Genomic DNA, 24,198 nt, shown 5'->3' with positions numbered 1-24,198 from the left:
CATGCGAATAATTTAGTGTCAATATTTAGAATTTATTGAAGGAGGAGATTTAGGAATGAGTAAAAAGACTTTTTATATTACTACTCCAATATATTATCCGAGTGGAAAATTACATATAGGTCATGCATATACAACTGTTGCTGGGGATGCAATGGCTAGATACAAAAGACTGCAAGGATTTGATGTATTTTATTTAACGGGGACGGATGAGCATGGTCAAAAAATTCAACGTAAAGCCGAAGAGTTAAACGTCTCACCTCAAAATTACTTAGATGATATAGTTGTTGGGATTAAGGACCTTTGGAAGAAGTTAGACATCTCTTATGATGATTTTATCCGTACAACGGAAACGAGACATAAGGATATCGTTGAGAAAATCTTTAAACAATTACTTGATCAAGGTGATATCTATTTAGATGAATATGAGGGTTGGTATTCAGTACCAGATGAAACATATTACACAGAAACGCAGCTTGTTGATCCAATTCATGACGCTGACGGAAAAGTAGTTGGTGGAAAAAGTCCTGACAGCGGTCATCCTGTTGAGCTAGTTAAAGAAGAGTCTTATTTCTTTAAGATGAGCAAATATGCCGACCAACTGTTAAAATACTATGAAGAAAATCCACAGTTTATACAACCAGAATCACGTAAAAATGAAATGATTAATAACTTTATTAAGCCAGGCTTAGAAGACTTAGCGGTTTCTAGAACTTCATTCGATTGGGGTGTAAAAGTTCCAGGAAATGCAAAACATGTTATTTATGTTTGGATTGATGCTTTATCTAATTATATTACAGCACTAGGTTATGGAACTGACAACGAAGAACTATATAAAAAATATTGGCCGGCAAATGTACATTTAGTAGGTAAAGAAATTGTACGTTTCCATACTATTTATTGGCCAATTATGTTAATGGCATTAGATTTACCATTACCAAAGAAAGTTTTTGCGCACGGCTGGTTATTAATGAAAGACGGTAAGATGAGTAAATCAAAAGGAAATGTTGTCGATCCAGTTACTTTAATAGATCGTTATGGATTAGATGCGCTACGTTACTATTTATTACGTGAAGTACCATTTGGTTCAGATGGAATATTTACACCTGAAGGTTTTGTTGATCGTATTAATTTTGATCTAGCAAACGATTTAGGGAATTTATTAAATCGTACAATTGCAATGATTGAAAAATATTTTGATGGAAACATCCCTTCAGTGAAAGGGACAGTTACTGAGTTTGATGAAAATCTTCAACAAGTTGCTAAAAATACAAAAACATCAGTAGAAGAAGCAATGGAGAATATGGAGTTTTCAGTTGCATTAACTCATATTTGGCAATATGTTAGCCGTACGAATAAATATATTGATGAGACACAACCATGGGTACTTGCTAAAGATGAAAGTAGAAATGAAGAATTAGCTTCTGTAATGGCACATTTAGCAGAATCATTACGCCAAGTGGGTATTCTATTAAAACCATTTTTAACACAGACTCCAGCGAAGATATTTGCTCAATTAGGTTTAACGAATGAAAGTATCTTAACTTGGGAAAGTCTAAGCGAGTTTGGTGCAATAAATGAAGGGATAAAGGTACAAAAAGCAGAGCCAATATTCCCTCGTTTAGAAACTGAGCCAGAGGTTGCTTATATTAAGGAACAAATGCAAGGTACTGTAAAACCTGTAGAGGAAAAAGTGGAAGTAGAAGATACTACTCCTGAAATTACAATTGATGATTTCTTTAAAGTACAATTAAAAGTTGCAGAAGTAAAAGAAGCAAGTGCTGTAAAAGGTGCAAAAAAACTTCTAAAACTTCAATTAGATTTAGGAAATGAATCAAGACAAGTCATCTCTGGAATAGCGGAACACTATGAGCCAGCAGATTTAGTTGGTAGAAAAGTGATCTGTGTAACGAATTTAAAACCAGCTAAGTTAAGAGGAGAATTATCTGAAGGTATGATCCTAGCAGGCAGTATAGATGGAAAGCTTTCTCTTGCAACAATTGATCAATCTCTACCAAACGGTACGATTATTAAATAGTGTTACTAAGAAAAGTGTTTCGTGTAAAACTATACATGGAACACTTTTTCTTATTGAGTTATTTTCCTGAAATAATTGTTATTCTATGTAGAATTATGCCTAAAAATTTATGTTACTTAGAATAATCCAATATTTTGTAGGTTTTTGGAATCTTTCAGTAGACAGATTGTTAGAATGTGTCATTATATGAGGAAAATGTTACAGATAGATTACAATCATGAAATTAAAAAGATTGTCTTATTTTGAATAGCGCACTAGAAAAGTCCTTCTATTTCATAGGATTAGCTTAAAAGACCTATTAAAAAATGATTAGAAAATCGTTAATTTAAGACATTTCTTTTTGTAACGGAATTGTTAACTGTGCGTTAGGTAAGAAATTTTATAGCATGTTAGACTAAATTTCATAAGCGAAGGAGATATAAAATGCTTTTCGATACACATGTACATTTAAATGCAGATCAATACAAGGAAGACCTTGAGGAAGTAATTAAACGATCTCTTGAAGCTGGAGTTGTTCATCAAGTAGTTGTTGGCTTTGATAGACCAACAATTACAAAGGCTATGGAGTTAGTAGAGGAATACGATTTTCTTTACGCAGCTATTGGCTGGCATCCTGTTGATGCTATTGATGCAACTGAAGAAGATTTTGAATGGATTAAAGAGTTATCTAAACATCCAAAAGTAGTAGCAATAGGTGAAACAGGTTTGGATTATTACTGGGATAAGTCACCTAAAGAAATTCAACAAGAAGTCTTTCGTAAACAAATTCGACTAGCGAAAGAACTGAAATTACCCATTGTAATACACAATCGAGACGCAACTGAAGATATTGTTACAATATTAAAAGAAGAAAATGCATCAGAAGTAGGCGGCATAATGCACTGCTTCGGCGGTAGTGTGGAGACTGCAAAAGAATGTATCAATATGAACTTCTATATTTCATTAGGAGGACCTGTTACATTTAAAAATGCAAAAAAACCAAAAGAAGTAGCGACTGAGATTCCGTTAGAAAATTTATTAATCGAAACGGACTGTCCATACTTAACCCCACACCCGTTTAGAGGAAAAAGAAACGAACCTAGCTATGTATCACTTGTTGCTGAAGAAATTGCTCGTTTAAAAGACATTCCAGTTGAAGAAGTTCAAAAGAGAACGTTTGAAAATGCGTGTAAAGTTTTTCAGATTAACAAATGATGTTATGAACTTTAACGAATAGATAACATTCGTCACAGTTCACGTATGAAGAGTTGAAGGATTTGTCGAAAAAAAACTCTTCTACTTCTAAATCTAGTAAACATACATTCAGTAGAGTAGAAGCTAGTTAATAGGTTTGGAGCTAGTCAATCTTTTTTCTCATAGTAAAGGAGGAGTAAAATCGTGATAGACGCGAATAGGTTACTTTCTAGACTTGGGAGTAGTAAAAAACTAGCAGTACAACTTGCAGGAGCTTTAGTTTTCACTGGATCAGTAGGTACAGGAGCATATGAGGGACTTAAAGAACAGGTAACTCTTGAGGTAGACGGGAAAGAACAGGTTATTCAAACACATGCAAATACTGTGGCTGAATTATTAAAAGAACAAAATGTAACAATCACAAACCAGGATGAAATGTATCCAGCTGCTAATTCAAAAATAACAGATGATATGGATATCATTATCCAACATGCAAAACCTGTAAAGCTTACGATTAATGGGCAAGAAAAAGTGATTATGACAACTGCTCAAACTGTCCAAGAATTATTAAGCGAAGAAAAAATTAAAGTAAATCAGGACGATGTAATCATGCCTGCATTAACAACACCATTAGAAGAAAATGAAGAAATTACTTATGAAAAAGCTTTTCCTTTAGTAATTAATGATGGTGGAAAACCGAAAAAAGTATTTTCAACTTCGACTACTGTCGCTGACTTTTTAGATAAACAAAATATTACTTTAAATGAATATGATCGAGTTGAACCAGCGATTGATGAAACGGTTGAACAAAACGATACAGTTAGAGTAATACGCGTTGAAAAGGTCAACGATGTAGTTGAAGAGGAAGTAGATTATAAAGAAAAAGAGAAAAATGATTCTTCAATGTTTAAAGATGAATCAGCAGTTATTACTGAAGGTGTTAAAGGTCTTGTAAAACGAAACTTCGAAATCATTAAAGAAAATGGTAAGGTAGTTTCTAAAACGATTATCGATGAAGAAATTTTGAAAGAACCCGTTGACCGAGTAGTAGCTGTAGGTACAAAATCTGTACCAGCTTCTAGTGCATTGGTAAAGTCTAGTGCACCAAAAGTAAAAGGTAAGGTAAAAGAAATGTATGTAGAAGCTACAGCATATTCTCCTTATGACGCTGGTATGAGTGGTATTACGGCTACTGGGATTAATATCCGTAAAAATCCAAATACCAAGTTAATTGCAGTTGACCCTGATGTTATTCCATTAGGATCAAAAGTATGGGTTGAAGGCTATGGCGTTGCTATTGCTGGAGATACTGGTGGTGCAATCGACGGACGTCGAATTGATATTTTAATGCCTACGAAAGACGAATGTTTTGATTTCGGTCGTCGTACTGTTAAAATTCGAATCCTTGATTGATTATGATTAAAGTAGGTTCCCTATTAATAGTCTGGTTTTAAGGCTTTCAATTAAGAGGCTATTGTTTTTAGTAGGGTTTCTAGGTAAATAAAACAATTTGTATAATTTGATAAAAACTATGGATGTTCGATTACTAGAGTGGAAATCAACAATCATTTTTAAAATAAATATTGATGATTAGAAAAGTAGAAGGATAAGTCCTTCTGCTTTTTTTTATACTAAATTTAACATGATATGAAGTTTTCTTTTCCTTATGGTATGATTACATATACTTGAACTGTATGGAGGAACAAATGAAGATTAAAGAAATCATTGTTGTCGAAGGTAAAGATGATACAGCGGCAATAAAGAGAGCTGTAGACGCAGATACAATTGAAACGAGTGGCTCGGCAATCAATAAAGAAACATTAAAACTGATCAAACATGCGCAAGAAACGAGAGGCGTTATCGTATTTACAGATCCTGATTATCCAGGACAACGCATCCGTTCAATTATCAAGGAAAATATACCTGGTTGCAAGCATGCATTCTTATCAAAAGAAGAAGCAGTTCGTTCCGGTAAAAAAGGATTAGGAATTGAACATGCGACACGTGAGTCAATTCGAAATGCATTGCTCCATGTAAAACAAGAATTTGTTGAAGTGGTCTCTGACATAACGAAGGAAGACTTAGTAGATGCAGGTTTTATTGGACATCCAAAATCGAGCGAAAGACGAGATAAGCTAGGAAAGCTCTTGAATATTGGCTATACAAACGGCAAGCAATTAGAGAAAAGACTGCAAATGTTTCAAATTTCAAAAGAAGAATTTGGACAAGCAGTAAAAAAAGTTTTAATGGAGGAAAAGTGATGAAGGATATTGCAACACCTAGTCGTACGAAAGAAATATTGGCTAAGTACGATTTTTTCTTTAAAAAAAATTACGGTCAAAACTTCTTAATTGATACAAATATACTTGAGAACATTGTAAGTTATGCAGACTTAACAGAAGAAAGTTGTGCAATTGAAATTGGTCCTGGAATAGGGGCACTGACAGAGCAAATTGCGAAACGTGCAAAAAAAGTATTGGCGTTCGAGATTGATAATCGTTTAATTCCAATATTAGAAGATACATTATCTCCGTATGATAATATTCAAGTCATTAATGAGGATGTATTGAAGGCAGATGTAGAAAAAGCGATTGAAGAATGTTTGCCAAATGAAAAGGATATTATGGTGGTTGCAAATCTACCATATTATGTAACAACGCCAATCATCATGAAGCTATTAACTGAAGGATTACCAATTCGAGGGATCGTTTGTATGCTTCAAAAGGAAGTAGCAGATCGAATTTCTGCAAAACCAGGAACGAAGGATTATGGCTCACTTTCGATTGCCATTCAATTCTATACACATGCTTCCACAGTCATGACAGTACCTAGAACGGTTTTCATGCCACAACCAAATGTAGATTCAGCTGTTATTAAACTAATAAAGAGAGATCAGCCAGCAGCGGAAGTTATAGATGAAACGTTCTTCTTTGAAGTAGTTAGAGCTAGTTTTGCGCAGCGAAGAAAGACTTTAAATAATAATTTATTAAATAACCTACCTTTACTGAAAAAGGACAAATCTAAACTGGAAGCTTGTTTAGAGGAAGCTGGAATTGAAGGGACAAGACGAGGCGAAACACTAAGTATTCAAGAATTTGCAACTTTAAGTAATAACTTATATAAAAGTTTAAAATAAGTAGTAGCAGAGGACAGTAAGCAATGAATCCATTGTTTACTGTCTTTTTTTATGTCTATCGTCTATTTTCTAAGTTCGTTAGCGATGATAAAGCATATAACGCCCCTCCTTAAGGTTCTATTCCTTTTTAAAACCACTTATCACCCTTTTCTAGGTGGACACATACCCTAAAAAAAGAGAGCCAACTCGTGGTGTATTTAAGTCATTTTGGAGGGGAAGGCATGAATATTAATGTAGGAGATATCGTTGAGCGAGCATCTTATAAATATGACTTACTTTTTCGAGTAGTGGAGATAAAACAAGACGGAGATGAAGTAACCGCGATTTTATATGGTGACGATTTTCGTTTAATTGCTGACGCGCCTTTATCCGACCTGCGAGTAATCATTGAGTCCGAGTATCGCGAAAAAGGTAGAAGATCGTCTGTCCAAATAGATGAAAATTATAAGTTATTTAAAAGAGAGGCATTAGAGCAAAAAGAGAAACGTAAATTTGAAGCCACAAATGGATTTCGTACCGAAGTAAATTTGTTTCAAATACCTGGAAGAGTACTGCACATTGATGGAGATCCACTTTACTTAAAGAAATGTATCGAGATGTACAACAAAATGGGTGTACCTGTAGAAGGAATCTATTGTAAAGAAAGAGAGCTTCCATCAAAAATTGGTTATTATTTAGATCATTATCGTCCTGATATATTGGTTATTACAGGTCATGATGCGTATACAAAAGCAAAAGGTCTTGTGACAGATATAGAGGCATATCGACATTCTAAGTTTTTTGTCGAAGCAGTGAAGGAAGCAAGAAAGAAGGTTCCTTCACTGGATCACTTGGTCATTTTTGCTGGAGCATGTCAGTCACACTTTGAGGCAATTATAAGAGCAGGTGCAAATTTCGCTAGTTCCCCAACAAGGGTCAATATTCATGCTTTAGATCCAGTTTATGTGGTAGGGAAAATAAGCTTTACTTCTTTTATGGACCGAGTAAATGTATATGAAGTCGTACGAAATACAATCACAGGTGAAAAAGGACTTGGTGGTATAGAGACCAAAGGGATTTTAAGGACCGGATTACCTTTTCAATCGATGGAAGAATAATAAGAAAGATTTTCTACTTGAACGAAACAGTTCGTTTGTAGAAAATCTTTTTTTATTTCCATACATAAAATAGCGGATTCTAACAAATAATATGGTGGTGAAGTAAATTTTTTATTGACATGTATCCTGTCTCGTTGGTATAATTTTATGTTTTGTTGACTTATTTTACATAAGATGGTATACTTGTCAGAGTGAGGTGGTATGAAATGGCAAAAAAATTATCTGAAATAAAGGATACTTTAGATAGTCATGTTGGACAACGACTTACATTAAAGGCAAACAGCGGACGCAGAAAAACTGTAGAAAGATCCGGTGTATTAGCAGAAACATATCCATCCATATTTGTAGTACAACTAGATCAAGAAGAGAACGCATTTGAACGCTTATCTTTCAGTTATGCAGATATTTTAACAGAAACAGTTGAATTGTTTTTCTGTGATGACCATACAAGTGGACTAATGGCGAACGGACAGTAGACTATCTACTGTCTCTTTTCTTTTTATGACTAATGAAATAAAAAAATTTACATATACTAACCCTGTCGAAGTTGAAAAGGGGGTTGCTTTTTTTGGGAAGAAGAAGAGGAATTATGTCAGAGAAGTTTAAAGAAGAGCTTGCAAAAGATTTAGGGTTCTATGACGTTGTTCAAAAAGAAGGCTGGGGAGGCATCCGAGCGAAGGATGCCGGCAACATGGTTAAAAGAGCAATCCAATTGGCTGAGTTACAATTATCAAATAAGCAACAGTAATGAATATTCACTTCGATAAAACCGAAGCTATTTGCTTCGGTTTTTTGTGCCCTTTCGTATCAGAAAAAGAAGGGGTAAATAGTACTTTCATAATGGTAGATTTTTCTTATGAGTTAATTATGATACAATAGCAAAAAAGTAGTGTTCATAAGAAGGTGAAAATAATGAAGTTAATGGTAAAGGCTCCAGCGAAAATAAACCTTTCATTAGATGTTGTTGGTAAAAGAGACGACGGATATCATGATGTAAAAATGATTATGACGACAATTGATTTAGCTGATCGAATCGAGTTAGAGCTACTACAAGAAGATAAGATTGTTGTTACATCACATAATCGATATGTGCCTGATGATCAACGTAATTTAGCGTACCAGGCAGCAGTAATATTGAAAGAGATGTTCGGAATTAAGCAAGGAGCTCATATTTTTATTACAAAAAACATTCCTGTTGCTGCTGGATTAGCAGGAGGAAGCTCAGATGCTGCAGCAGTATTAAGAGGGTTAAATAAACTTTGGAATCTCAATTGCTCACTAGATGAATTAGCCGAAATTGGTTCGAAAATCGGATCGGATGTATCTTTTTGTGTTTATGGTGGAACAGCAATTGCAACTGGACGTGGAGAAAAGATCCAACATATTGATACACCACCACCGTGTTGGGTGATTTTAGCAAAGCCGGCTCAAGGTGTGTCTACTGCAACTGTTTATCAAAAGCTGAAACTAGATGATGTGAAGCATCCAGACGTAGATAAAATGGTCCAAGCTATATCTGAAAAAGACTATGAAGAAATTTGTGATTCTTTAGGTAATGTACTAGAATCAGTTACATTACAATTACATCCGGAAGTCGCAATGATTAAAGAACAAATGAAAAGGTTCGGTGCAGATGCAGTCCTAATGAGCGGTAGTGGTCCAACTGTATTCGGATTGGTTAGACATGATTCAAGAATGAATCGGGTTTACAATGGATTAAAGGGATTTTGTGACCAGGTTTATGCTGTTCGTATGTTAGGTGAACGTGAAAAACTTGATTAAATACGAATGTTATTATAAAATTTTTATAAAATATTCGTGATTTGAGGTGCTCCATGAAAATTAGAAGAAGCTCTCGTCTTGTAGGTATGACCCATTACTTATTACATCACCCACAACAGTTAGTATCATTGACATTTTTTGCTGAACTATATGCCTCTGCTAAATCTTCTGTCAGTGAAGACTTGGGTATTATAAAGCAAACGTTTGAACAGCAAGGTATTGGAACGCTCGTGACGGTTCCAGGAGCGGCTGGTGGAGTTAAATATATTCCTAGTATTAGTATTCAAGAAGTAAATACTACAATAGAAGAACTATGTAGCTTAATTCAAACCCCAGACAGATTGTTACCCGGTGGATACCTTTATATGACAGATATATTGAGTAATCCAAACTATGTAAATAGTGTTGGCCGTATGTTTGCTTCAATATTTGGTGACAAAAAAGTAGATTTAGTTATGACGGTTGCTACAAAAGGTATCCCTTTAGCATATTCAGTTGCTAATTACTTAAATGTCCCTGTAGTTATTGTTCGACATGACAATAAAGTAACTGAGGGTTCAACGGTTAGTATCAATTATGTTTCAGGTTCTACAAAACGTATTCAAACGATGACTTTGGCGAAACGAAGTATTGAAACTGGTTCAAATGTATTAATTATTGATGATTTTATGAAAGCTGGCGGCACAATTACTGGAATGAAGAATTTATTGAAGGAATTCCAAGCTAATGTTGCAGGGATTGGCGTTTTAGTAGAAGCGGTTAATATTGAAGAGAGATTGGTTGAAGATTACATATCACTTGTGAAATTATCAGAAGTGAATGAAAGAGAACAACTAATACGTGTAGAAAAAGGCAATTTCCTTGAAGAATCATTTATGAAATCAGAATAGTGCCTCGAGCAATTGTTTGTCATAATATTAGAAGGGAAGAGAGAACATGCAAATTATTCATACTGATCATGCCCCAAAGGCTATTGGTCCATATTCACAAGCTTTGATAGCTAATGGTTTATTGTACACTTCTGGACAAATTCCATTACGTGTTGATGGGACAATTGTTGAAGGCGGAATCGAAGAACAAACAAAACAAGTTTTTGCGAATTTAAAGGCGGTACTTGAAGAAGCTGGTACTAATTTATCAAAAGTAGTAAAAACAACTGTATTTTTAAAAGACTTAACAACTTTTACTGATTTCAATGGTGTTTATGAAGAATACTTTAATGAACATAAGCCTGCAAGAAGCTGTGTAGAGGTAGCAAGATTACCAAAAGATGTGCTTGTTGAGATCGAATGTATAGCAATTGTGTAAAACCTGAAACTTTTTCAGGTTTTTTTTTATATTTTTTTCTAAATTCCTAAATTTTACATAAAAAATTCCGATAAATTACTTGAGGCCTCTTATTTAACAAATATTTTTAAAAAATCTAAAAATTTATTACATAAAAAATTTTCCAAAAAGAAGGAAATTTTTGATAACTGTTGAAACTAACTAGTATTGCTTAAAGATGATAAAGGTGGTGAACAAGATGGAAGTGACAGACGTAAGACTACGCCGCGTAAATACGGAAGGTCGTATGAGAGCAATCGCATCAATCACACTAGATCATGAATTTGTCGTTCATGATATTCGAGTTATTGATGGTAATAATGGTTTATTTGTAGCGATGCCAAGTAAACGTACTCCAGATGGAGAATTCCGTGATATCGCTCATCCGATCAACTCTTCAACTCGTAGCAAAATACAAGATTCTGTATTAGCTGAATATCACCGTGTAGGTGAGTTAGAAGAAGACTTTGAAGAAGCAGGTGCTTCTTAAAAATATGACTAAAAAGAACCCGTTAATGTATAATGGGTTCTTTTTTTATGGTATAATAACATGAATGTATATCGTTAAAAAATGTTAATAATTACATTTTAATTTATGTATATAGATTGATGGAGGACGAAAATGTCAAATAAATATGCGATTGTTCTAGCGGCAGGTAAAGGTACTAGAATGAAATCAAAATTATATAAAGTACTTCATCCTGTATGTGGTAAACCAATGGTACAACATGTTGTAGATCATGTAAAATCAGTAGGCGTACAAAATGTTGTCACTGTAGTTGGTCACGGTGCTGAATTAGTGAAAACACAATTAGGTGAAAATAGTGAATACGCTCTACAGGCTGATCAGTTAGGAACTGCTCATGCAGTTATTCAAGCGGCTCCTCTTTTAAAGGATAAAGAAGGAACAACTTTAGTAATTTGTGGAGATACACCACTAATTACACCAGAAACAATACAGGCACTTTTTGAAGAACATGAAAGATTACAGGCAAAAGCTACCATTTTAACTGCTCACCTTGAGGATTCGACAGGTTATGGTAGAATAATTAGGAGCAATGATGGATCAGTACAAAAAATTGTTGAACACAAGGATGCTTCTCCTGAAGAGCTAACTGTTCAAGAAATTAATACTGGAACATATTGCTTTGATAATAAGGCATTATTCGAAGCATTAAACGCAGTTAATAATGATAACTCACAAGGTGAATACTATTTACCAGACGTTATTGAAATATTAAAAGAAAAAAATCAAATCGTAGCAGCATACAAAACACCAAATTTCGATGAAACATTAGGTGTAAATGATAGATATGCATTATCAATGGCTGAAACATTAATGCGTAAAGTTATTAATAAAAAACATATGTTAAATGGTGTTACAATCATTGACCCAGCAAGTACTTATATTTCTGCTGATACAGTAATTGGTGAAGACACAATTATTTATCCTGGCACAATGATTTATGGAAATAGTATAATTGGTTCTGATTGTGTAATTGGACCAAATACTGAAATAATCGATAGTGAAATCGGTAATAAAACAAGTATTAAACAATCAGTTGTACACGAAAGCAAAATTGGTGACTCAACATCTGTTGGACCATTTGCCCATATTCGTCCAGCTACAACATTAGGTAATGAAGTTCGTATCGGTAACTTCGTAGAAACGAAAAAAGTTACATTTGGAAATGGCAGTAAAGCGTCTCACTTAAGCTATATTGGTGATGCAGAAGTAGGCCAAGGTGTTAATCTTGGTTGTGGTTCAATTACTGTTAATTACGATGGGAAAAATAAGTTTAAAACAATTATTGAAGATAATGTCTTTGTTGGTTGTAACTCTAACTTAATTGCACCTGTAACTGTGAAAAAAGGTTCATATATCGCGGCTGGCTCAACAATTACTGATGAGGTTCCAGAAGATTCACTTGCAATTGCAAGAGCAAGGCAAGTGAACAAAGAAGGATACTATAAAAATTAATTATAGATAAAAAGAAAAAAAGCGGAGGGTACACGAAACATGCCTAATCATTATCCAGACAAGCATTTAAAAGTATTTACTCTTAATTCGAATCCTAAATTAGCAGAAGAAATCGCAAAACATATTGGCGTAGAGCTTGGTAAATGCTCTGTTTCTCGTTTTAGTGACGGAGAAGTGCAAATTAATATAGAGGAAAGTATTCGTGGTTGTGATGTATTTATCATTCAATCAACTAGCTTCCCAGTAAATGAGAGCATCATGGAATTATTAATTATGATTGATGCGTTAAAACGTGCATCTGCAAAAACAATTAACCTTGTAATTCCGTATTATGGTTATGCTCGTCAAGATCGTAAAGCTCGTTCACGTGAGCCGATTACATCTAAATTAGTTGCAAACCTACTTGAAACAGCTGGATCAACTCGAGTAATTACACTTGATTTACATGCACCACAAATTCAAGGTTTCTTCGATATTCCAATTGATCACTTATTAGGTGTACCTATCCTTTCTGACTATTTTAGAAAAAAACAGCTTGATGATATCGTAATCGTTTCTCCAGATCATGGTGGAGTAACTAGAGCGCGTAAAATGGCTGATCGTCTTAAAGCGCCTATTGCTATCATTGACAAACGTCGACCAAGACCAAATGTTGCTGAAGTTATGAATATTATTGGTAACATTGAAGGCAAAACAGCAATCTTAATCGATGATATCATTGATACAGCTGGTACGATTACACTTGCTGCTAATGCTTTAGTAGAGCATGGAGCGAAAGAAGTATATGCTTGTTGTACTCACCCTGTATTGTCTGGACCGGCAATTGATCGTATTGAAAACTCTTGCATTAAAGAATTAGTCGTAACAAATTCAATCTGTCTTGCTGAAGAGAAAAAAGCAGGAAAGCTTGTTGAATTATCTGTTGCTGGCCTACTTGGCGAAGCAATCATTCGTGTATATGAAGAGCAATCTGTAAGTACATTATTTGATTAATATCTTGCATGTTGTTTGAAAATATAAGAGGACGTAGCCAGAAGTGGTTACGTCTTTTCGTAATATCAGTAGGTTTGTTTCAAGGAGGTAAAAAGATGAAACTTTTTGTAGGGTTAGGAAACCCAGGAAGAGAGTATGAAAGAACGAGACATAACATCGGGTTTATTGCGATTGACGAATTAGCACATCGTCATGGAATATCATTAAATCAGCAAAAATTTAATGGTATTTATGGATCAGGAATGATAAATGGTGAAAAAGTATTTCTACTTAAACCATTAACATATATGAACTTATCAGGAGAATGTGTTAGACCATTTATGGACTACTTTGATATTGATATCGAAGACTTAGTAGTACTTTATGATGAAATGGATATTCCAACTGGTAAGCTTCGATTACGTGGGAAAGGTAGCGCTGGTGGTCATAACGGAATTAAGTCTTTAATCCAACACTTGGGTACTCAGGAATTTCAAAGAATTCGTATCGGCGTAGACCGTCCAAGTAATGGTATGAGTGTTGTAAATCATGTTCTCTCCAATTTTTATGAAGAGGAAGTAGCAGATGTAGTTGACGGTGTAAAGCGAGCTGCTGACGCATGTGAATACTTTTTAAAGCATCCGTTTGTTGAAGTGATGAATCAATTTAATAAAAAATAAAAAAACAGGAATTTGCGCCTTGGTATTGAATAAGTATAGTAAGTACAATCCATACTGTATATATGAATTTTATTGACGTATGGAGGCATCATGTCTTGGAATTATTAGAATGTCAGTGTAGATACTGTAACACGGTAATAGGTAGACTTGAAAAGAATCAATTACTACAATTAACCTCTTATTATTGCCATTCATTTGAAGCGGAATTAAGTGATTTTGTAAAATTTATTCAATCTCCTAACCAAGTTTTTCAAATTGTATGCGAGGATTGTGAAATGACACTTTCAGAATACCCACATTACCATCAATATAAAAATTTCATACATTAAATTGCCTTTGGTACCTACCTAAGGCGTTTTTCTGTTTTTTATTTCGAATAATGACAAATATGTTTCAACTAAGGGTATGTTTTTTGAAATAGACTTAGATTGACTGTTAGGGGAGATTGACTTCGTGATTGGTTTAATTGAACAATTTAACCGGTATAATGATATAAAAAAAATAATAAGCGGACTAAGAAACGGACTAAGAGAGCAATTAGTTACCAATTTAACTGGCTCTGCTAAAACGATATTAGCTGGAGCTGTTTATAAAGAAACTAAAAAGACTCAATTAATCGTAACGAATAATCTTCTGCAAGCTCAAAAAGTGTTCGAAGATATAAAGTCTATATTGGGAGAAGAACAGGTTTTCTTATATCCAGCAAATGAACTGATTGCTTCGGAAATCGCAGTTTCAAGTCCCGAATTAAGATCACAAAGATTAATAGCATTAAATAGTTTAATGGCTAATAAAGCATCAGTCATCGTAACGCCTGTTTCGGGTTTAGTAGGCTATTTGCCATCTCCGGAGCTATGGGCAAGCTACCAGCTTCATTTTGAACTAGGTGAAGAAATAGATTTAACGACACTAGTATCTCAATTTGTCCAAATGGGATATGTAAGAGTTGGAATGGTAGAAAGTAAAGGTGAGTTCAGCGTACGTGGAGGTATTTTAGATATTTATCCACTAACATATGAGGATCCTATCAGAATAGAATTATTTGATACTGAAATAGATTCGATCCGTTCTTTTTCTCCAGATAACCAAAGGTCAATCAATAAGTATGAAACTGTTCAGATTGGACCAGCAACAGAGAGAATTATCCCTAAAGCTGACTTGCAATTAGGCGTTCAGCGTATTGAAGATGCGTTTAAATCAACACTTTCAAAAACTACTGACAAACAATTAAAAGAGACTTTAGTTGAAAAAGTGACATATGATATTGAGCAGTTAAAACAAGGTCAATTAATTGACCAAATATATAAGTATTTTGGCTTAATCTATGAAAAACAATTTAGTTTACTAGATTATATACCAAATGATTCAATCGTAATGGTTGATGAGATATCAAGGGTTCATGAAGTAGTAGAACAAATGAAGAAGGATGAGGCTGAGTGGTATACATCGTTGTTAGCTGAAGGAAATGCACTACAAGGTGTCACTTTCTCTCATGATTTTTTCCAGTTGCTTCAATCTAGAAAGCGCCAACAAATACATACTAGTCTATTTCCTAGAAGAGTTCCTCATACACACCCTGAACAAGTTGTGTCGATTCAATGTAAGTCAACGCAAGAGTTTCATGGGCAAATGAATTTGTTAAAAAATGAATTAGATCGTTGGAAGAAAAACAAATATACAATTGTTATGCTCGGTGAAAGTGACGAAAGAACTTTTAAAATAGAAAATATTTTAGAAGATTATAAAATGGAAGGCAAAATTGTATCTTCCATTGATCAGATTAAGAGCGGCGAAGTGTATATTATGAAGGGGGAACTCCTTTCAGGTTTTGAACTCCCTTTAGAAAAATTCGTCTTAATTACTGAGAGAGAGCTTTTTACAAAGAAAGCGAAAAAACAAAAAAGAGTTAATACAAAACTATCGAATGCAGAACGAATTAAAAATTACTCTGAACTTAAAGTCGGGGATTATGTTGTACACGTTAATCATGGTATAGGTAAGTTTTTAGGAATTGAGACACTTGAGATAAATGGCATTCATAAAGACTATTTACACGTTAGATACCATGGTGATGACAAGTTATTTGTTCCAATCGAGCAAATTGATCAAGTGCAAAAATATGTAGGATCTGAAGGTAAAGAACCTAAGATTTACAAGCTTGGTGGGTCAGATTGGAAAAAAGTTAAGAAAAAAGTTGAAGGCTCTGTTCAAGACATAGCGGACGATTTAATTAAATTATATGCAGAAAGAGAAGCATCAAGAGGATATGCTTTCTCTCCAGATGGACTAGAACAACAAGAGTTTGAATCCTCATTCCCTTATCAAGAGACAGACGATCAAATTCGATCTATTAATGAGATTAAGAAAGACATGGAAAGAGAACGTCCTATGGATCGCTTATTATGTGGAGACGTAGGTTACGGAAAAACTGAAGTGGCAATTCGTGCTGCCTTTAAAGCGATTGTAGAAGGAAAACAAGTAGCATTTTTAGTTCCAACTACTATTTTGGCACAACAGCACTTTGAAACTTTACGTGAAAGATTTCAAGATTTCCCAATTAATATTGGATTACTAAATCGTTTCCGTTCTCGTAAACAACAACTTGAAACAATGAAGGGGTTAAAAGAAGGCTCTGTTGATATTGTAGTTGGAACACATCGATTATTATCAAAAGACATAGTGTACAAAGATTTAGGTTTATTGATAATTGATGAAGAGCAACGATTTGGCGTTTCACATAAAGAAAAAATTAAACAGTTAAAAGCTAATATTGACGTATTAACGTTAACGGCAACACCTATCCCACGTACTCTACACATGTCTATGCTAGGTGTTAGGGATTTATCTGTTATTGAGACACCGCCAGAAAATCGTTTCCCGGTTCAAACATATGTTGTTGAATACAATGCAGCACTAGTTAGAGAAGCAATTGAAAGAGAGTTGTCTCGAGACGGTCAAATCTACTTCTTATATAACCGTGTAGAAGATATTGAGCGTATGGCAGAACAAATTTCAATGCTGGTTCCTGACGCGAAAGTAGCCGTGGCTCATGGTCGAATGAACGAAGGAGAACTGGAATCAGTTATGTATGCCTTCTTAGATGGGCAATATGATGTTCTTGTAAGTACAACGATTATTGAAACTGGTGTAGATATACCAAATGTTAATACATTAATCGTGTATGATGCCGACCGTATGGGATTATCGACACTTTACCAATTAAGGGGTCGAGTAGGACGATCAAATCGTGTTGCATACGCGTATTTTACCTACAAACAAGATAAAGTTTTAACTGAGGTTGCAGAAAAACGTCTACAAGCAATTAAAGAATTTACTGAGCTCGGTTCAGGATTTAAGATTGCCATGCGCGACTTATCAATACGTGGAGCAGGTAATCTTCTTGGGGCACAACAGCACGGCTTTATCGACTCTGTCGGATTTGACTTATACTCACAAATGCTGAAGGATGCAATTGAGCAACGTAGAGGCGTTAAGAAGGAAGATTTAATTACTGTTGAAATTGATATCGAGGTAGACGCATATTTACCTGATACTTATATTCAAGACAGTAAGCAAAAAATTGAAATGTACAAGCAATTTAGAAGAGTTGAAACTTTTGATGAATTAAATGATGTTCAAGATGAACTGATGGACCGTTTTGGAGAATTCCCTGTAGAAGTTGGTTATTTATGTCAAGTTGCACATATTAAGTTATTAGCAAATGCAGAGAAAATTGAACTAATTAAGCAAGTTAAATCAGAGGTAAGTATATACTTCTCAGAAGCAGCAAGTGCAAATATTGATGGTGGAAAACTATTCAAGCTTTGCAATTCTTACGGAAGAGGAATTGGACTTGGCATGGATGGTACCAAACTAAAAATTACACTAGATGTTAAAGGGAAAAAACCAGCGGACTGGTTAACGACGCTTGAAGGATTAATAACAGGGCTTAAAAATGTGAAAAAAGAAAGCGTAAATGCTTAACGAATTATTTTTTGATGTTCGTACGGCACGTACAAACGTAATTTCTGGTCCAAACAGCCTTATAACAAAGATGACATAAGACCAAAACTGGCTAACAACACATCCTAAAAATAAAGAAAAGTTACCAAAATGTGCTTACACTACTATAAATTTAGTAAAGGTGTCAAAAAATCTCACTTATTTTGTATAGAACGGAAGTTGTGAAGGATACTATCATTAATTAAGGGTGACCTTACCTCATTGTCACTCTCTTTCATAAACGTAGACAAGCAAGTAAGTGAGGAGGCGCTTTGTAAGTATGAAGGCAACAGGAATTGTACGACGTATTGACGACTTAGGTCGAGTAGTAATACCCAAGGAAATCAGGAGAACTTTGCGAATCCGTGAAGGTGATCCATTAGAAATATTTGTAGACCGAGATGGAGAAGTAATTTTAAAGAAATATTCGCCTATTAGTGAATTAAGTGATTTCGCTAAGGAGTATGCAGATGCATTATACGATACACTTGGTCACACTGTTATCATTAGTGACCGTGATTCAGTAGTTGCAGTTGCGGGGGCTTCTAAGAAAGAATACTTAAACAAAAATATTGGTGATATTATTGAAAAAATCATGGCTGAACGAAATTCAAAAGTAATAAGTGAGCCTGGTGAAGCTTCTTTTATCGAAAGTGTAATTGAAAAATACCAATCCTATGCCGTAGGAGCTGTCATCGCAAGTGGCGACCCTATTGGAGCAGTCGTTATCTTCTCAAAAGATAAAACGATCACAGACGTCGAGAAAAAAGCAATCGACACAGCAACAAACTTCTTAGCAAGACAAATGGAGCAGTGAAATAGAAAAGTGGAAGCGCCTCGCTCTGCCCCGACAAGCATAAGAACAAGCACGAAGAAGGTGCTTTTTACCTTCTTGGGGATTGGGCTTATGACTCGAGGGGCAAGGCGCTGGAACTAGACAGTACGAAAAGTGGAGGCGACTGTTTAGCTCCGACAAGCATAAGACAAGGTTTGATAAAGGTTGCTTTTTAACCTTTATTGGAGCTTGGCTTATGACCTCGAGGAGTTAGGAGCCGGAACTAGACATGCCGAAAAGTGGAAGCGCCTGGTTTAGCTAGTGGCTGAAACTAAAAAAACCAAAAAAGTAAACCATTCTATTGCCGGATTTGGCACAGGAATGGTTTTTCTTTTGGCAACTCTTTACATAAACCCCAATAATGTAATACATTAAAGGGTGAACCATCTATTAAAGGAGTTGTTATCCTTTTGCAAAAAGCTAAGCAAAAAGCAGCCTTACAAGGAGCTTTATTTATTACAATTGCATCTTTATTATCAAAGGTATTAAGTGCATTTTATAAAATTCCATATCAAAATATTGCTGGTGATGTAGGTTACTATATTTACCAACAGGTGTATCCTGTTTATGCAATTGCTTTAGCTTTTTCCACATATGGTTTTCCTTTAGTTTTATCATCTTATGTAGCTGAACGATTAGCAAAAAAAGATGAAAAGGGTGCCAAAGAGCTAGTGTATGCGACTTTTATGATGCTTTTATTAATTGGTACCTTGTGTTTTTTGACTCTTTACATAGGAAGTAATAGCATAGCGCAGTTTATGCGAGACGAACATCTTGCTATGCTGATTCGAGTTGTCAGCATTGGATTCTTATTCGTCCCAATTACATCGGCCTTCCGAGGCTACTATCAGGGTTTAGGGGATATGGGACCTACTTCTATCAGTCAAGTAATTGAACAATTAATTCGTGTAGTAACGATTTTAGTACTATCAATTTATTTACTGCAAACTACAAATAATCTTTATGTTGTAGGAGCAGGCGCAGTTTCAGGCTCAATATTGGGAAGTATTGCTGCAATATTGTACTTCTTTTACTGGGTATCTTTTAAAGGTTCCGGTTTAACGATTCCATCTTTCAGTTTAGTAAAGAAGTATCGTTTTGAACTGAAAACAATCCTTTATCAAGGTATACTACTTAGCTTAAGTAGCTTAGTACTTGTATTTATACAATTTATCGATTCAATCTCCTTTTATCCACTTTTAGTGCAATATGGATATCATGTAGAAGGAGCTAAGTTAGTTAAAGGTATATATGATCGAGGATTTCCGTTAATTCAACTAGGAGCTGTAATTGCTTCGTCATTTTCATTAGCTTTAATACCGTATTTATCAAGGGAATTAGTTAGAAAAGAACATTCTTCAATTAATAACCGAATTTCAGCAGCAATTAGAGTGAGTATTGTAGTTGGAGCTGCTGCAACTGTTGGACTAGTTTCCATCATTCATCCAACAAATATTATGCTATATCGAAATGATTTAGGTACAGATGTACTGTCGATTTTATGTATATCAATCTTTTTTGCAGGTATTTCAATTACAACTTCATCTATAGCACAAGGTCTAGGGAAAAGTTTGATTCCGGCATTAAATGTATTCGCAGGTGGATGTGTAAAATTCATTGGAAATGTTATTTTAATGGAGCAAATTGGTTCTAAAGGAGCGGCATATTCAACAGTTATTGCTTTAATCATTGTAACAATTTTAAATTTAGCTTATATATATAAACTCTCAAAAGTAAAATTTTTTGGATTAATGTTTATATTGAAGCTATTACTTTCCCTGGTGATTATGTATTACAGTGTACTTGGATATGAATATATTTATGAGAAGTATTCATTATTTATCAATCCGCTTCGTTTACGTATGCTAGTTGAAGCTTTAACATCAGCAGGCGTTGGCGCTATTGTTTTTACAATCGTCTTAATCAAAATAAAACTATTTACAGTTGAAGAGCTGAGCTCGTTAATTAAAAGTAAAAAATTACAAAAATGGCTCTCTTAATAGAACAGGAGGAGCAAAATGAACAAGATTACAGTTTTAGGCCTAGGAGCAGGTGATTTAGATCAGCTTCCATTAGGAATTTATAAAATATTACAAAAGACTGAAAATCTATTTTTACGAACAAAAGACCATCCTGTTATTCAAGAATTAGAGGCAGAGGGACTTACATATCAGTCTTATGACGCTGTATATGAAAAGCATGATCAGTTTGAGGAAGTATATCAAGAAATTGTGGACTCTTTAGTAACAGAATCTAAGGAAAAATCAATTACATATGCAGTGCCAGGGCACCCACTTGTAGCAGAGAAAACAGTTCAATTGTTAATTGAATTATCTAATCAAGGAAAAGTAGAAATAGATATTAAAGGTGGACAAAGCTTTTTAGATGCGATGTTTACTAGCTTGAAAATTGATCCAATTGAAGGCTTTCAATTCGTTGACGCCACTGATTTAGAGCAAGAATACATAACGTTTAGACAGCATTTAATTATTTGCCAGGTTTATGATCAAATGACAGCTTCGCATGCAAAATTAAAATTAATGGAGCAATTACCTGATGATTATGAGGTAACGATTGTGACTGCAGCAGGTAGTGAATCTGAGCAAATTAGAACAGTGCCTTTATTCGAATTAGATCGTGATACATCAATCAACAACTTAACAAGCGTGTATGTACCGCCAGTAAAGCATGAAGCAGATTTATATCATCAATTTGAAACACTTCGTTCTGTAATTGCAACATTAAGGGGTCCTGAAGGGTGTCCATGGGATCAAAAGCAGACGCATGAATCTTTAAAGAAATATTTATTAGAAGAGGCATACGAACTACTTGAAGCAATTGATGAGGAAGATGATGATCATATCATAGAAGAGCTTGGGGATGTATTACTTCAGGTGATGTTACATGCTCAAATTGGAGAGGATGAAGGTTATTTCTCTATCCAAGATGTCATTAAAGGCCTAGTAAGTAAGCTAATTTACCGTCATCCACATGTATTTTCAGATGTGAATGTAGAAGATGAAGAAGAAGTATTAAAAAATTGGCAGGAATTAAAGCAAGCTGAAAAAGGTGAAGCCGTTACAACGATTCTATCTGGTATACCAAAAGAATTATCGGGTTTACTTAAGGCGGAGAAGCTACAAAGTAAAGCCGCAAAAGTAGGCTTTGATTGGAAAGAGTTGCCGCCAGTTGTAGATAAGATTAAAGAAGAGCTAGCCGAAGTACTTGCAGCAATTGAGCTGAAGGAACAGTCAAAAATAGAGTCGGAATTAGGTGACTTATTATTTAGCATCGTTAATTTAGCTAGATTTATTGATGTAAATCCTGAGCAAGCAATTTTAAGAACCAATATGAAATTCACAAAACGTTTTCAGTTTATCGAATCAAAACTGAATGAAATAAATAAAACATTTTCAGATGTGTCTCTTGAGGAAATGGATGAATTCTGGAATGAAGCAAAAGAGCTAGAGTAAATTGAAAGTAAGGTGAGAGATAGATGAGACTTGATAAATTTTTAAAAGTGTCAAGAATTATTAAGCGACGTACACTTGCTAAAGAAGTAGCCGATCAAGGAAGAATTACAATTAATGGTACGGTAGCAAAAGCTTCTACTGAAGTAAAAGTTGGAGACGAGTTGAAGATTCGCTTTGGACAAAAAATTGTTACAGCAAAAATTAATTTATTAAAAGAAACAGTCCGCAAAGAAGAAGCGGATGCGATGTATTCAATTATTAGTGAAGAAAAACTAACTGATAGCTTGTTCTAAAATAGTTGTCCCTTCATATACTTGTACAAATAAAGCTGTATTGAATTTACATTCATACAAGTATGTTTACGTACATGGAGGGACGTTATGAATAATAATCCGTATGAGTTGAATGCGAAAAATACAAATCAGTTAATTGAACAGGATTTATCGCTAAAGAGTAGAAGATATCTAGAAATTACCGGTGTAAAACAAGTAGAGAGCTTCGATAGCGAAGAGTTTTTACTAGAAACAACATTAGGTTTTTTGCACATTAAAGGCCATAATCTACAAATGAAAAACCTCGATGTAGAAAAAGGACATGTTGCAATAAAAGGGAAAATAAACGAATTATGTTATATCGATGAATATAACTCGGGGAAAGCTAAAGGAATCTTTAGCAAGCTATTTAAATGAGCTTAAACGTTCAGTTTTACTCAATGGTGGCGATGGTCGGTATGGGTGCTTACCTTGGTATGGCGCTAGATACATACCATCGTTTTTTATATCGAGGTAGAAGTAATAAATATCTTGTTTTTGGTACGGATATTTTGTTTTGGATCTTTCAGTCATTACTAGTTTTTTATGTGTTATATCTGGTGAATGAGGGAGCATTACGTTTTTATCTACTTTTAGCATTATTATGTGGATTTGCTGCTTATCAAAGCTTACTAAAATCTACTTATAAAAAAATTCTAGAGTTTACGGTACAACTTGTGGTTAGATTGTACCGTATAATCGTGAAGATTATTAATGTATTGATTGTCATACCAATTAAGTGGCTAATTCAGCTTGTGATTGTCATTCTTTTATTTATTTATGGTGTCCTTATTCGACTAATCCATTTACTTTACAACGTTGTCCTATCAATTTTAAGGTTTTTCGTCAGAGTATGTTGGTTTTTTGTGCCAAAACAAGTCAAAAACTATTTAGGACGATTTAAAGGAATTTTAGAAAAATCAAAGAATATCTTCCTTACTACTATTAAAAAAGCAAAGAACCTTTTAGATAGGAGGAAGAAATAAGTGGAGCATGCTAGGAAGTTGGATGTAACTAGACAAGAATATGTTAAACAGAAAATTGTTTTAGTTGAGGAGCAATTCGATATTCCTAATAAAAGGAGTATAAAGAAGTTTTTCATGCGTGTTTCATGTTTCTTTATGTTTGCTATACCTATATGTTTATTATTACAATCGCATTTTGAATCACAACAACTGCTTTATTCTTCAAAAATGAATCAGTTACAACAAGCATCGGTAGAGTTAAAAGATACAAAAAGTGAAATTGAGGATTCTAATCATTTAATCAACCAATTGAGTGATGATGAGTTCATTATTGAAATGGCACGAAAAAATTTATTTTTTTCAAAAGAGGGAGAAATCATCTTTCCCAATATTAAGTAATTATCGTTTCATTGACACTTGATTTTATTAT

Annotated in this window: 24 protein-coding genes; all 24 read left to right on the top strand. The window is 34.5% G+C overall.

Annotation, left to right across the window (positions count from 1 at the left end):
• Positions 1-55: 55 nt before the first annotated feature.
• Positions 56-2,035 carry a methionine--tRNA ligase gene (metG, locus tag ABID96_RS20585; RefSeq protein ID WP_192604374.1) on the top strand — a complete coding sequence of 660 codons (1,980 nt, stop codon included), beginning with the start codon at positions 56-58 and terminating at the stop codon, positions 2,033-2,035.
• A 423-nt stretch (positions 2,036-2,458) separates the two neighbouring features.
• Positions 2,459-3,229: a TatD family hydrolase gene (locus ABID96_RS20580; protein WP_088004013.1), complete on the top strand. Its 771-nt coding sequence runs from the start codon at positions 2,459-2,461 to the stop codon at positions 3,227-3,229.
• A 183-nt stretch (positions 3,230-3,412) separates the two neighbouring features.
• On the top strand, positions 3,413-4,621 hold the full coding sequence (locus ABID96_RS20575) for a resuscitation-promoting factor (RefSeq protein ID WP_192604373.1): 1,209 nt from the start codon (positions 3,413-3,415) through the stop codon (positions 4,619-4,621).
• Between the two features lie 293 nt (positions 4,622-4,914).
• On the top strand, positions 4,915-5,469 hold the full coding sequence (rnmV, locus tag ABID96_RS20570; protein ID WP_088004017.1) for a ribonuclease M5: 555 nt from the start codon (positions 4,915-4,917) through the stop codon (positions 5,467-5,469).
• Positions 5,469-6,344: a 16S rRNA (adenine(1518)-N(6)/adenine(1519)-N(6))-dimethyltransferase RsmA gene (gene rsmA / locus ABID96_RS20565; protein ID WP_192604372.1), complete on the top strand. Its 876-nt coding sequence runs from the start codon at positions 5,469-5,471 to the stop codon at positions 6,342-6,344. The genes rnmV and rsmA overlap by 1 nt, the downstream gene beginning before the upstream one ends.
• A 221-nt stretch (positions 6,345-6,565) precedes the next feature.
• A complete protein-coding gene (gene yabG / locus ABID96_RS20560; RefSeq protein WP_192604371.1) occupies positions 6,566-7,441 on the top strand; it encodes a sporulation peptidase YabG in 876 nt (291 codons plus the stop codon).
• Positions 7,442-7,647: 206 nt separating this feature from the next.
• Positions 7,648-7,917 carry a biofilm formation stimulator Veg gene (veg, locus tag ABID96_RS20555; RefSeq protein WP_069033953.1) on the top strand — a complete coding sequence of 90 codons (270 nt, stop codon included), beginning with the start codon at positions 7,648-7,650 and terminating at the stop codon, positions 7,915-7,917.
• Positions 7,918-8,009: 92 nt separating this feature from the next.
• Positions 8,010-8,189 (top strand): small, acid-soluble spore protein, alpha/beta type, encoded by a 180-nt coding sequence (locus ABID96_RS20550; RefSeq protein ID WP_088004024.1) that lies wholly within the window; start codon positions 8,010-8,012, stop codon positions 8,187-8,189.
• Between the two features lie 164 nt (positions 8,190-8,353).
• Positions 8,354-9,223: a 4-(cytidine 5'-diphospho)-2-C-methyl-D-erythritol kinase gene (ispE, locus tag ABID96_RS20545; RefSeq protein ID WP_192604370.1), complete on the top strand. Its 870-nt coding sequence runs from the start codon at positions 8,354-8,356 to the stop codon at positions 9,221-9,223.
• A gap of 53 nt (positions 9,224-9,276) precedes the next feature.
• A complete protein-coding gene (gene purR, locus ABID96_RS20540) occupies positions 9,277-10,113 on the top strand; it encodes a pur operon repressor (RefSeq protein WP_192604369.1) in 837 nt (278 codons plus the stop codon).
• A 46-nt stretch (positions 10,114-10,159) separates the two neighbouring features.
• Positions 10,160-10,531, top strand: a complete 372-nt coding sequence (locus tag ABID96_RS20535; protein ID WP_088004030.1) for a RidA family protein — start codon at positions 10,160-10,162, stop codon at positions 10,529-10,531.
• 217 nt (positions 10,532-10,748) lie between these two features.
• Entirely contained in the window at positions 10,749-11,039 is a 291-nt protein-coding gene (gene spoVG / locus ABID96_RS20530; protein WP_056474486.1) for a septation regulator SpoVG, read from the top strand.
• Between the two features lie 132 nt (positions 11,040-11,171).
• The gene (gene glmU / locus ABID96_RS20525) at positions 11,172-12,530 is read left to right on the top strand and encodes a bifunctional UDP-N-acetylglucosamine diphosphorylase/glucosamine-1-phosphate N-acetyltransferase GlmU (protein WP_192604368.1); all 1,359 of its coding nucleotides are present in this window, start codon (positions 11,172-11,174) and stop codon (positions 12,528-12,530) included.
• A 39-nt stretch (positions 12,531-12,569) separates the two neighbouring features.
• Complete coding sequence (locus ABID96_RS20520) at positions 12,570-13,523, top strand: ribose-phosphate diphosphokinase (protein WP_088004035.1); 954 nt, start codon at positions 12,570-12,572, stop codon at positions 13,521-13,523.
• Between the two features lie 95 nt (positions 13,524-13,618).
• Entirely contained in the window at positions 13,619-14,182 is a 564-nt protein-coding gene (gene pth, locus ABID96_RS20515; RefSeq protein ID WP_192604367.1) for an aminoacyl-tRNA hydrolase, read from the top strand.
• A 62-nt stretch (positions 14,183-14,244) separates the two neighbouring features.
• The gene (locus ABID96_RS20510; protein WP_088004039.1) at positions 14,245-14,511 is read left to right on the top strand and encodes an anti-sigma-F factor Fin; all 267 of its coding nucleotides are present in this window, start codon (positions 14,245-14,247) and stop codon (positions 14,509-14,511) included.
• A gap of 124 nt (positions 14,512-14,635) precedes the next feature.
• A complete protein-coding gene (mfd, locus tag ABID96_RS20505) occupies positions 14,636-18,166 on the top strand; it encodes a transcription-repair coupling factor (RefSeq protein ID WP_192604366.1) in 3,531 nt (1,176 codons plus the stop codon).
• A 298-nt stretch (positions 18,167-18,464) separates the two neighbouring features.
• Positions 18,465-19,001 (top strand): stage V sporulation protein T, encoded by a 537-nt coding sequence (gene spoVT, locus ABID96_RS20500; RefSeq protein WP_088004044.1) that lies wholly within the window; start codon positions 18,465-18,467, stop codon positions 18,999-19,001.
• Between the two features lie 428 nt (positions 19,002-19,429).
• Positions 19,430-21,019, top strand: a complete 1,590-nt coding sequence (locus ABID96_RS20495; RefSeq protein ID WP_192604365.1) for a putative polysaccharide biosynthesis protein — start codon at positions 19,430-19,432, stop codon at positions 21,017-21,019.
• An 18-nt stretch (positions 21,020-21,037) separates the two neighbouring features.
• Positions 21,038-22,492: a bifunctional methyltransferase/pyrophosphohydrolase YabN gene (yabN, locus tag ABID96_RS20490; RefSeq protein WP_192604364.1), complete on the top strand. Its 1,455-nt coding sequence runs from the start codon at positions 21,038-21,040 to the stop codon at positions 22,490-22,492.
• Between the two features lie 23 nt (positions 22,493-22,515).
• Complete coding sequence (locus ABID96_RS20485) at positions 22,516-22,785, top strand: RNA-binding S4 domain-containing protein (protein WP_088004050.1); 270 nt, start codon at positions 22,516-22,518, stop codon at positions 22,783-22,785.
• Between the two features lie 87 nt (positions 22,786-22,872).
• Positions 22,873-23,181 carry a sporulation protein YabP gene (gene yabP / locus ABID96_RS20480; RefSeq protein ID WP_088004052.1) on the top strand — a complete coding sequence of 103 codons (309 nt, stop codon included), beginning with the start codon at positions 22,873-22,875 and terminating at the stop codon, positions 23,179-23,181.
• Positions 23,178-23,789 (top strand): spore cortex biosynthesis protein YabQ, encoded by a 612-nt coding sequence (gene yabQ, locus ABID96_RS20475; RefSeq protein WP_192604363.1) that lies wholly within the window; start codon positions 23,178-23,180, stop codon positions 23,787-23,789. The genes yabP and yabQ overlap by 4 nt, the downstream gene beginning before the upstream one ends.
• A complete protein-coding gene (locus tag ABID96_RS20470; RefSeq protein ID WP_088004057.1) occupies positions 23,790-24,167 on the top strand; it encodes an FtsB family cell division protein in 378 nt (125 codons plus the stop codon).
• The last annotated feature ends 31 nt before the right edge of the window (positions 24,168-24,198 follow it).

The sequence above is a fragment of the Gottfriedia sp. OAE603 genome, assembly GCF_040543965.1.
Taxonomy (GTDB): domain Bacteria; phylum Bacillota; class Bacilli; order Bacillales; family Bacillaceae_G; genus Gottfriedia; species Gottfriedia solisilvae.
The sequence above is the reverse complement of the archived record's forward strand: the minus strand, read 5'-3'. Positions and strand labels throughout refer to the sequence as shown.

Bases quoted from the DNA above. Each gene is read 5' to 3' on its own strand.
- ispE (WP_192604370.1), top strand. From the start codon at position 8,354: ATGAAGTTAATGGTAAAGGCTCCAGCGAAAATAAACCTTTCATTAGAT.
- ABID96_RS20485 (WP_088004050.1), top strand. From the start codon at position 22,516: ATGAGACTTGATAAATTTTTAAAAGTGTCAAGAATTATTAAGCGACGT.
- yabG (WP_192604371.1), top strand. From the start codon at position 6,566: ATGAATATTAATGTAGGAGATATCGTTGAGCGAGCATCTTATAAATAT.
- spoVT (WP_088004044.1), top strand. From the start codon at position 18,465: ATGAAGGCAACAGGAATTGTACGACGTATTGACGACTTAGGTCGAGTA.
- spoVG (WP_056474486.1), top strand. From the start codon at position 10,749: ATGGAAGTGACAGACGTAAGACTACGCCGCGTAAATACGGAAGGTCGT.
- yabQ (WP_192604363.1), top strand. From the start codon at position 23,178: ATGAGCTTAAACGTTCAGTTTTACTCAATGGTGGCGATGGTCGGTATG.
- ABID96_RS20535 (WP_088004030.1), top strand. From the start codon at position 10,160: ATGCAAATTATTCATACTGATCATGCCCCAAAGGCTATTGGTCCATAT.
- purR (WP_192604369.1), top strand. From the start codon at position 9,277: ATGAAAATTAGAAGAAGCTCTCGTCTTGTAGGTATGACCCATTACTTA.
- ABID96_RS20520 (WP_088004035.1), top strand. From the start codon at position 12,570: ATGCCTAATCATTATCCAGACAAGCATTTAAAAGTATTTACTCTTAAT.
- metG (WP_192604374.1), top strand. From the start codon at position 56: ATGAGTAAAAAGACTTTTTATATTACTACTCCAATATATTATCCGAGT.
- veg (WP_069033953.1), top strand. From the start codon at position 7,648: ATGGCAAAAAAATTATCTGAAATAAAGGATACTTTAGATAGTCATGTT.
- yabP (WP_088004052.1), top strand. From the start codon at position 22,873: ATGAATAATAATCCGTATGAGTTGAATGCGAAAAATACAAATCAGTTA.
- glmU (WP_192604368.1), top strand. From the start codon at position 11,172: ATGTCAAATAAATATGCGATTGTTCTAGCGGCAGGTAAAGGTACTAGA.
- rnmV (WP_088004017.1), top strand. From the start codon at position 4,915: ATGAAGATTAAAGAAATCATTGTTGTCGAAGGTAAAGATGATACAGCG.
- yabN (WP_192604364.1), top strand. From the start codon at position 21,038: ATGAACAAGATTACAGTTTTAGGCCTAGGAGCAGGTGATTTAGATCAG.
- pth (WP_192604367.1), top strand. From the start codon at position 13,619: ATGAAACTTTTTGTAGGGTTAGGAAACCCAGGAAGAGAGTATGAAAGA.
- ABID96_RS20580 (WP_088004013.1), top strand. From the start codon at position 2,459: ATGCTTTTCGATACACATGTACATTTAAATGCAGATCAATACAAGGAA.
- ABID96_RS20510 (WP_088004039.1), top strand. From the start codon at position 14,245: ATGAATTTTATTGACGTATGGAGGCATCATGTCTTGGAATTATTAGAA.
- rsmA (WP_192604372.1), top strand. From the start codon at position 5,469: ATGAAGGATATTGCAACACCTAGTCGTACGAAAGAAATATTGGCTAAG.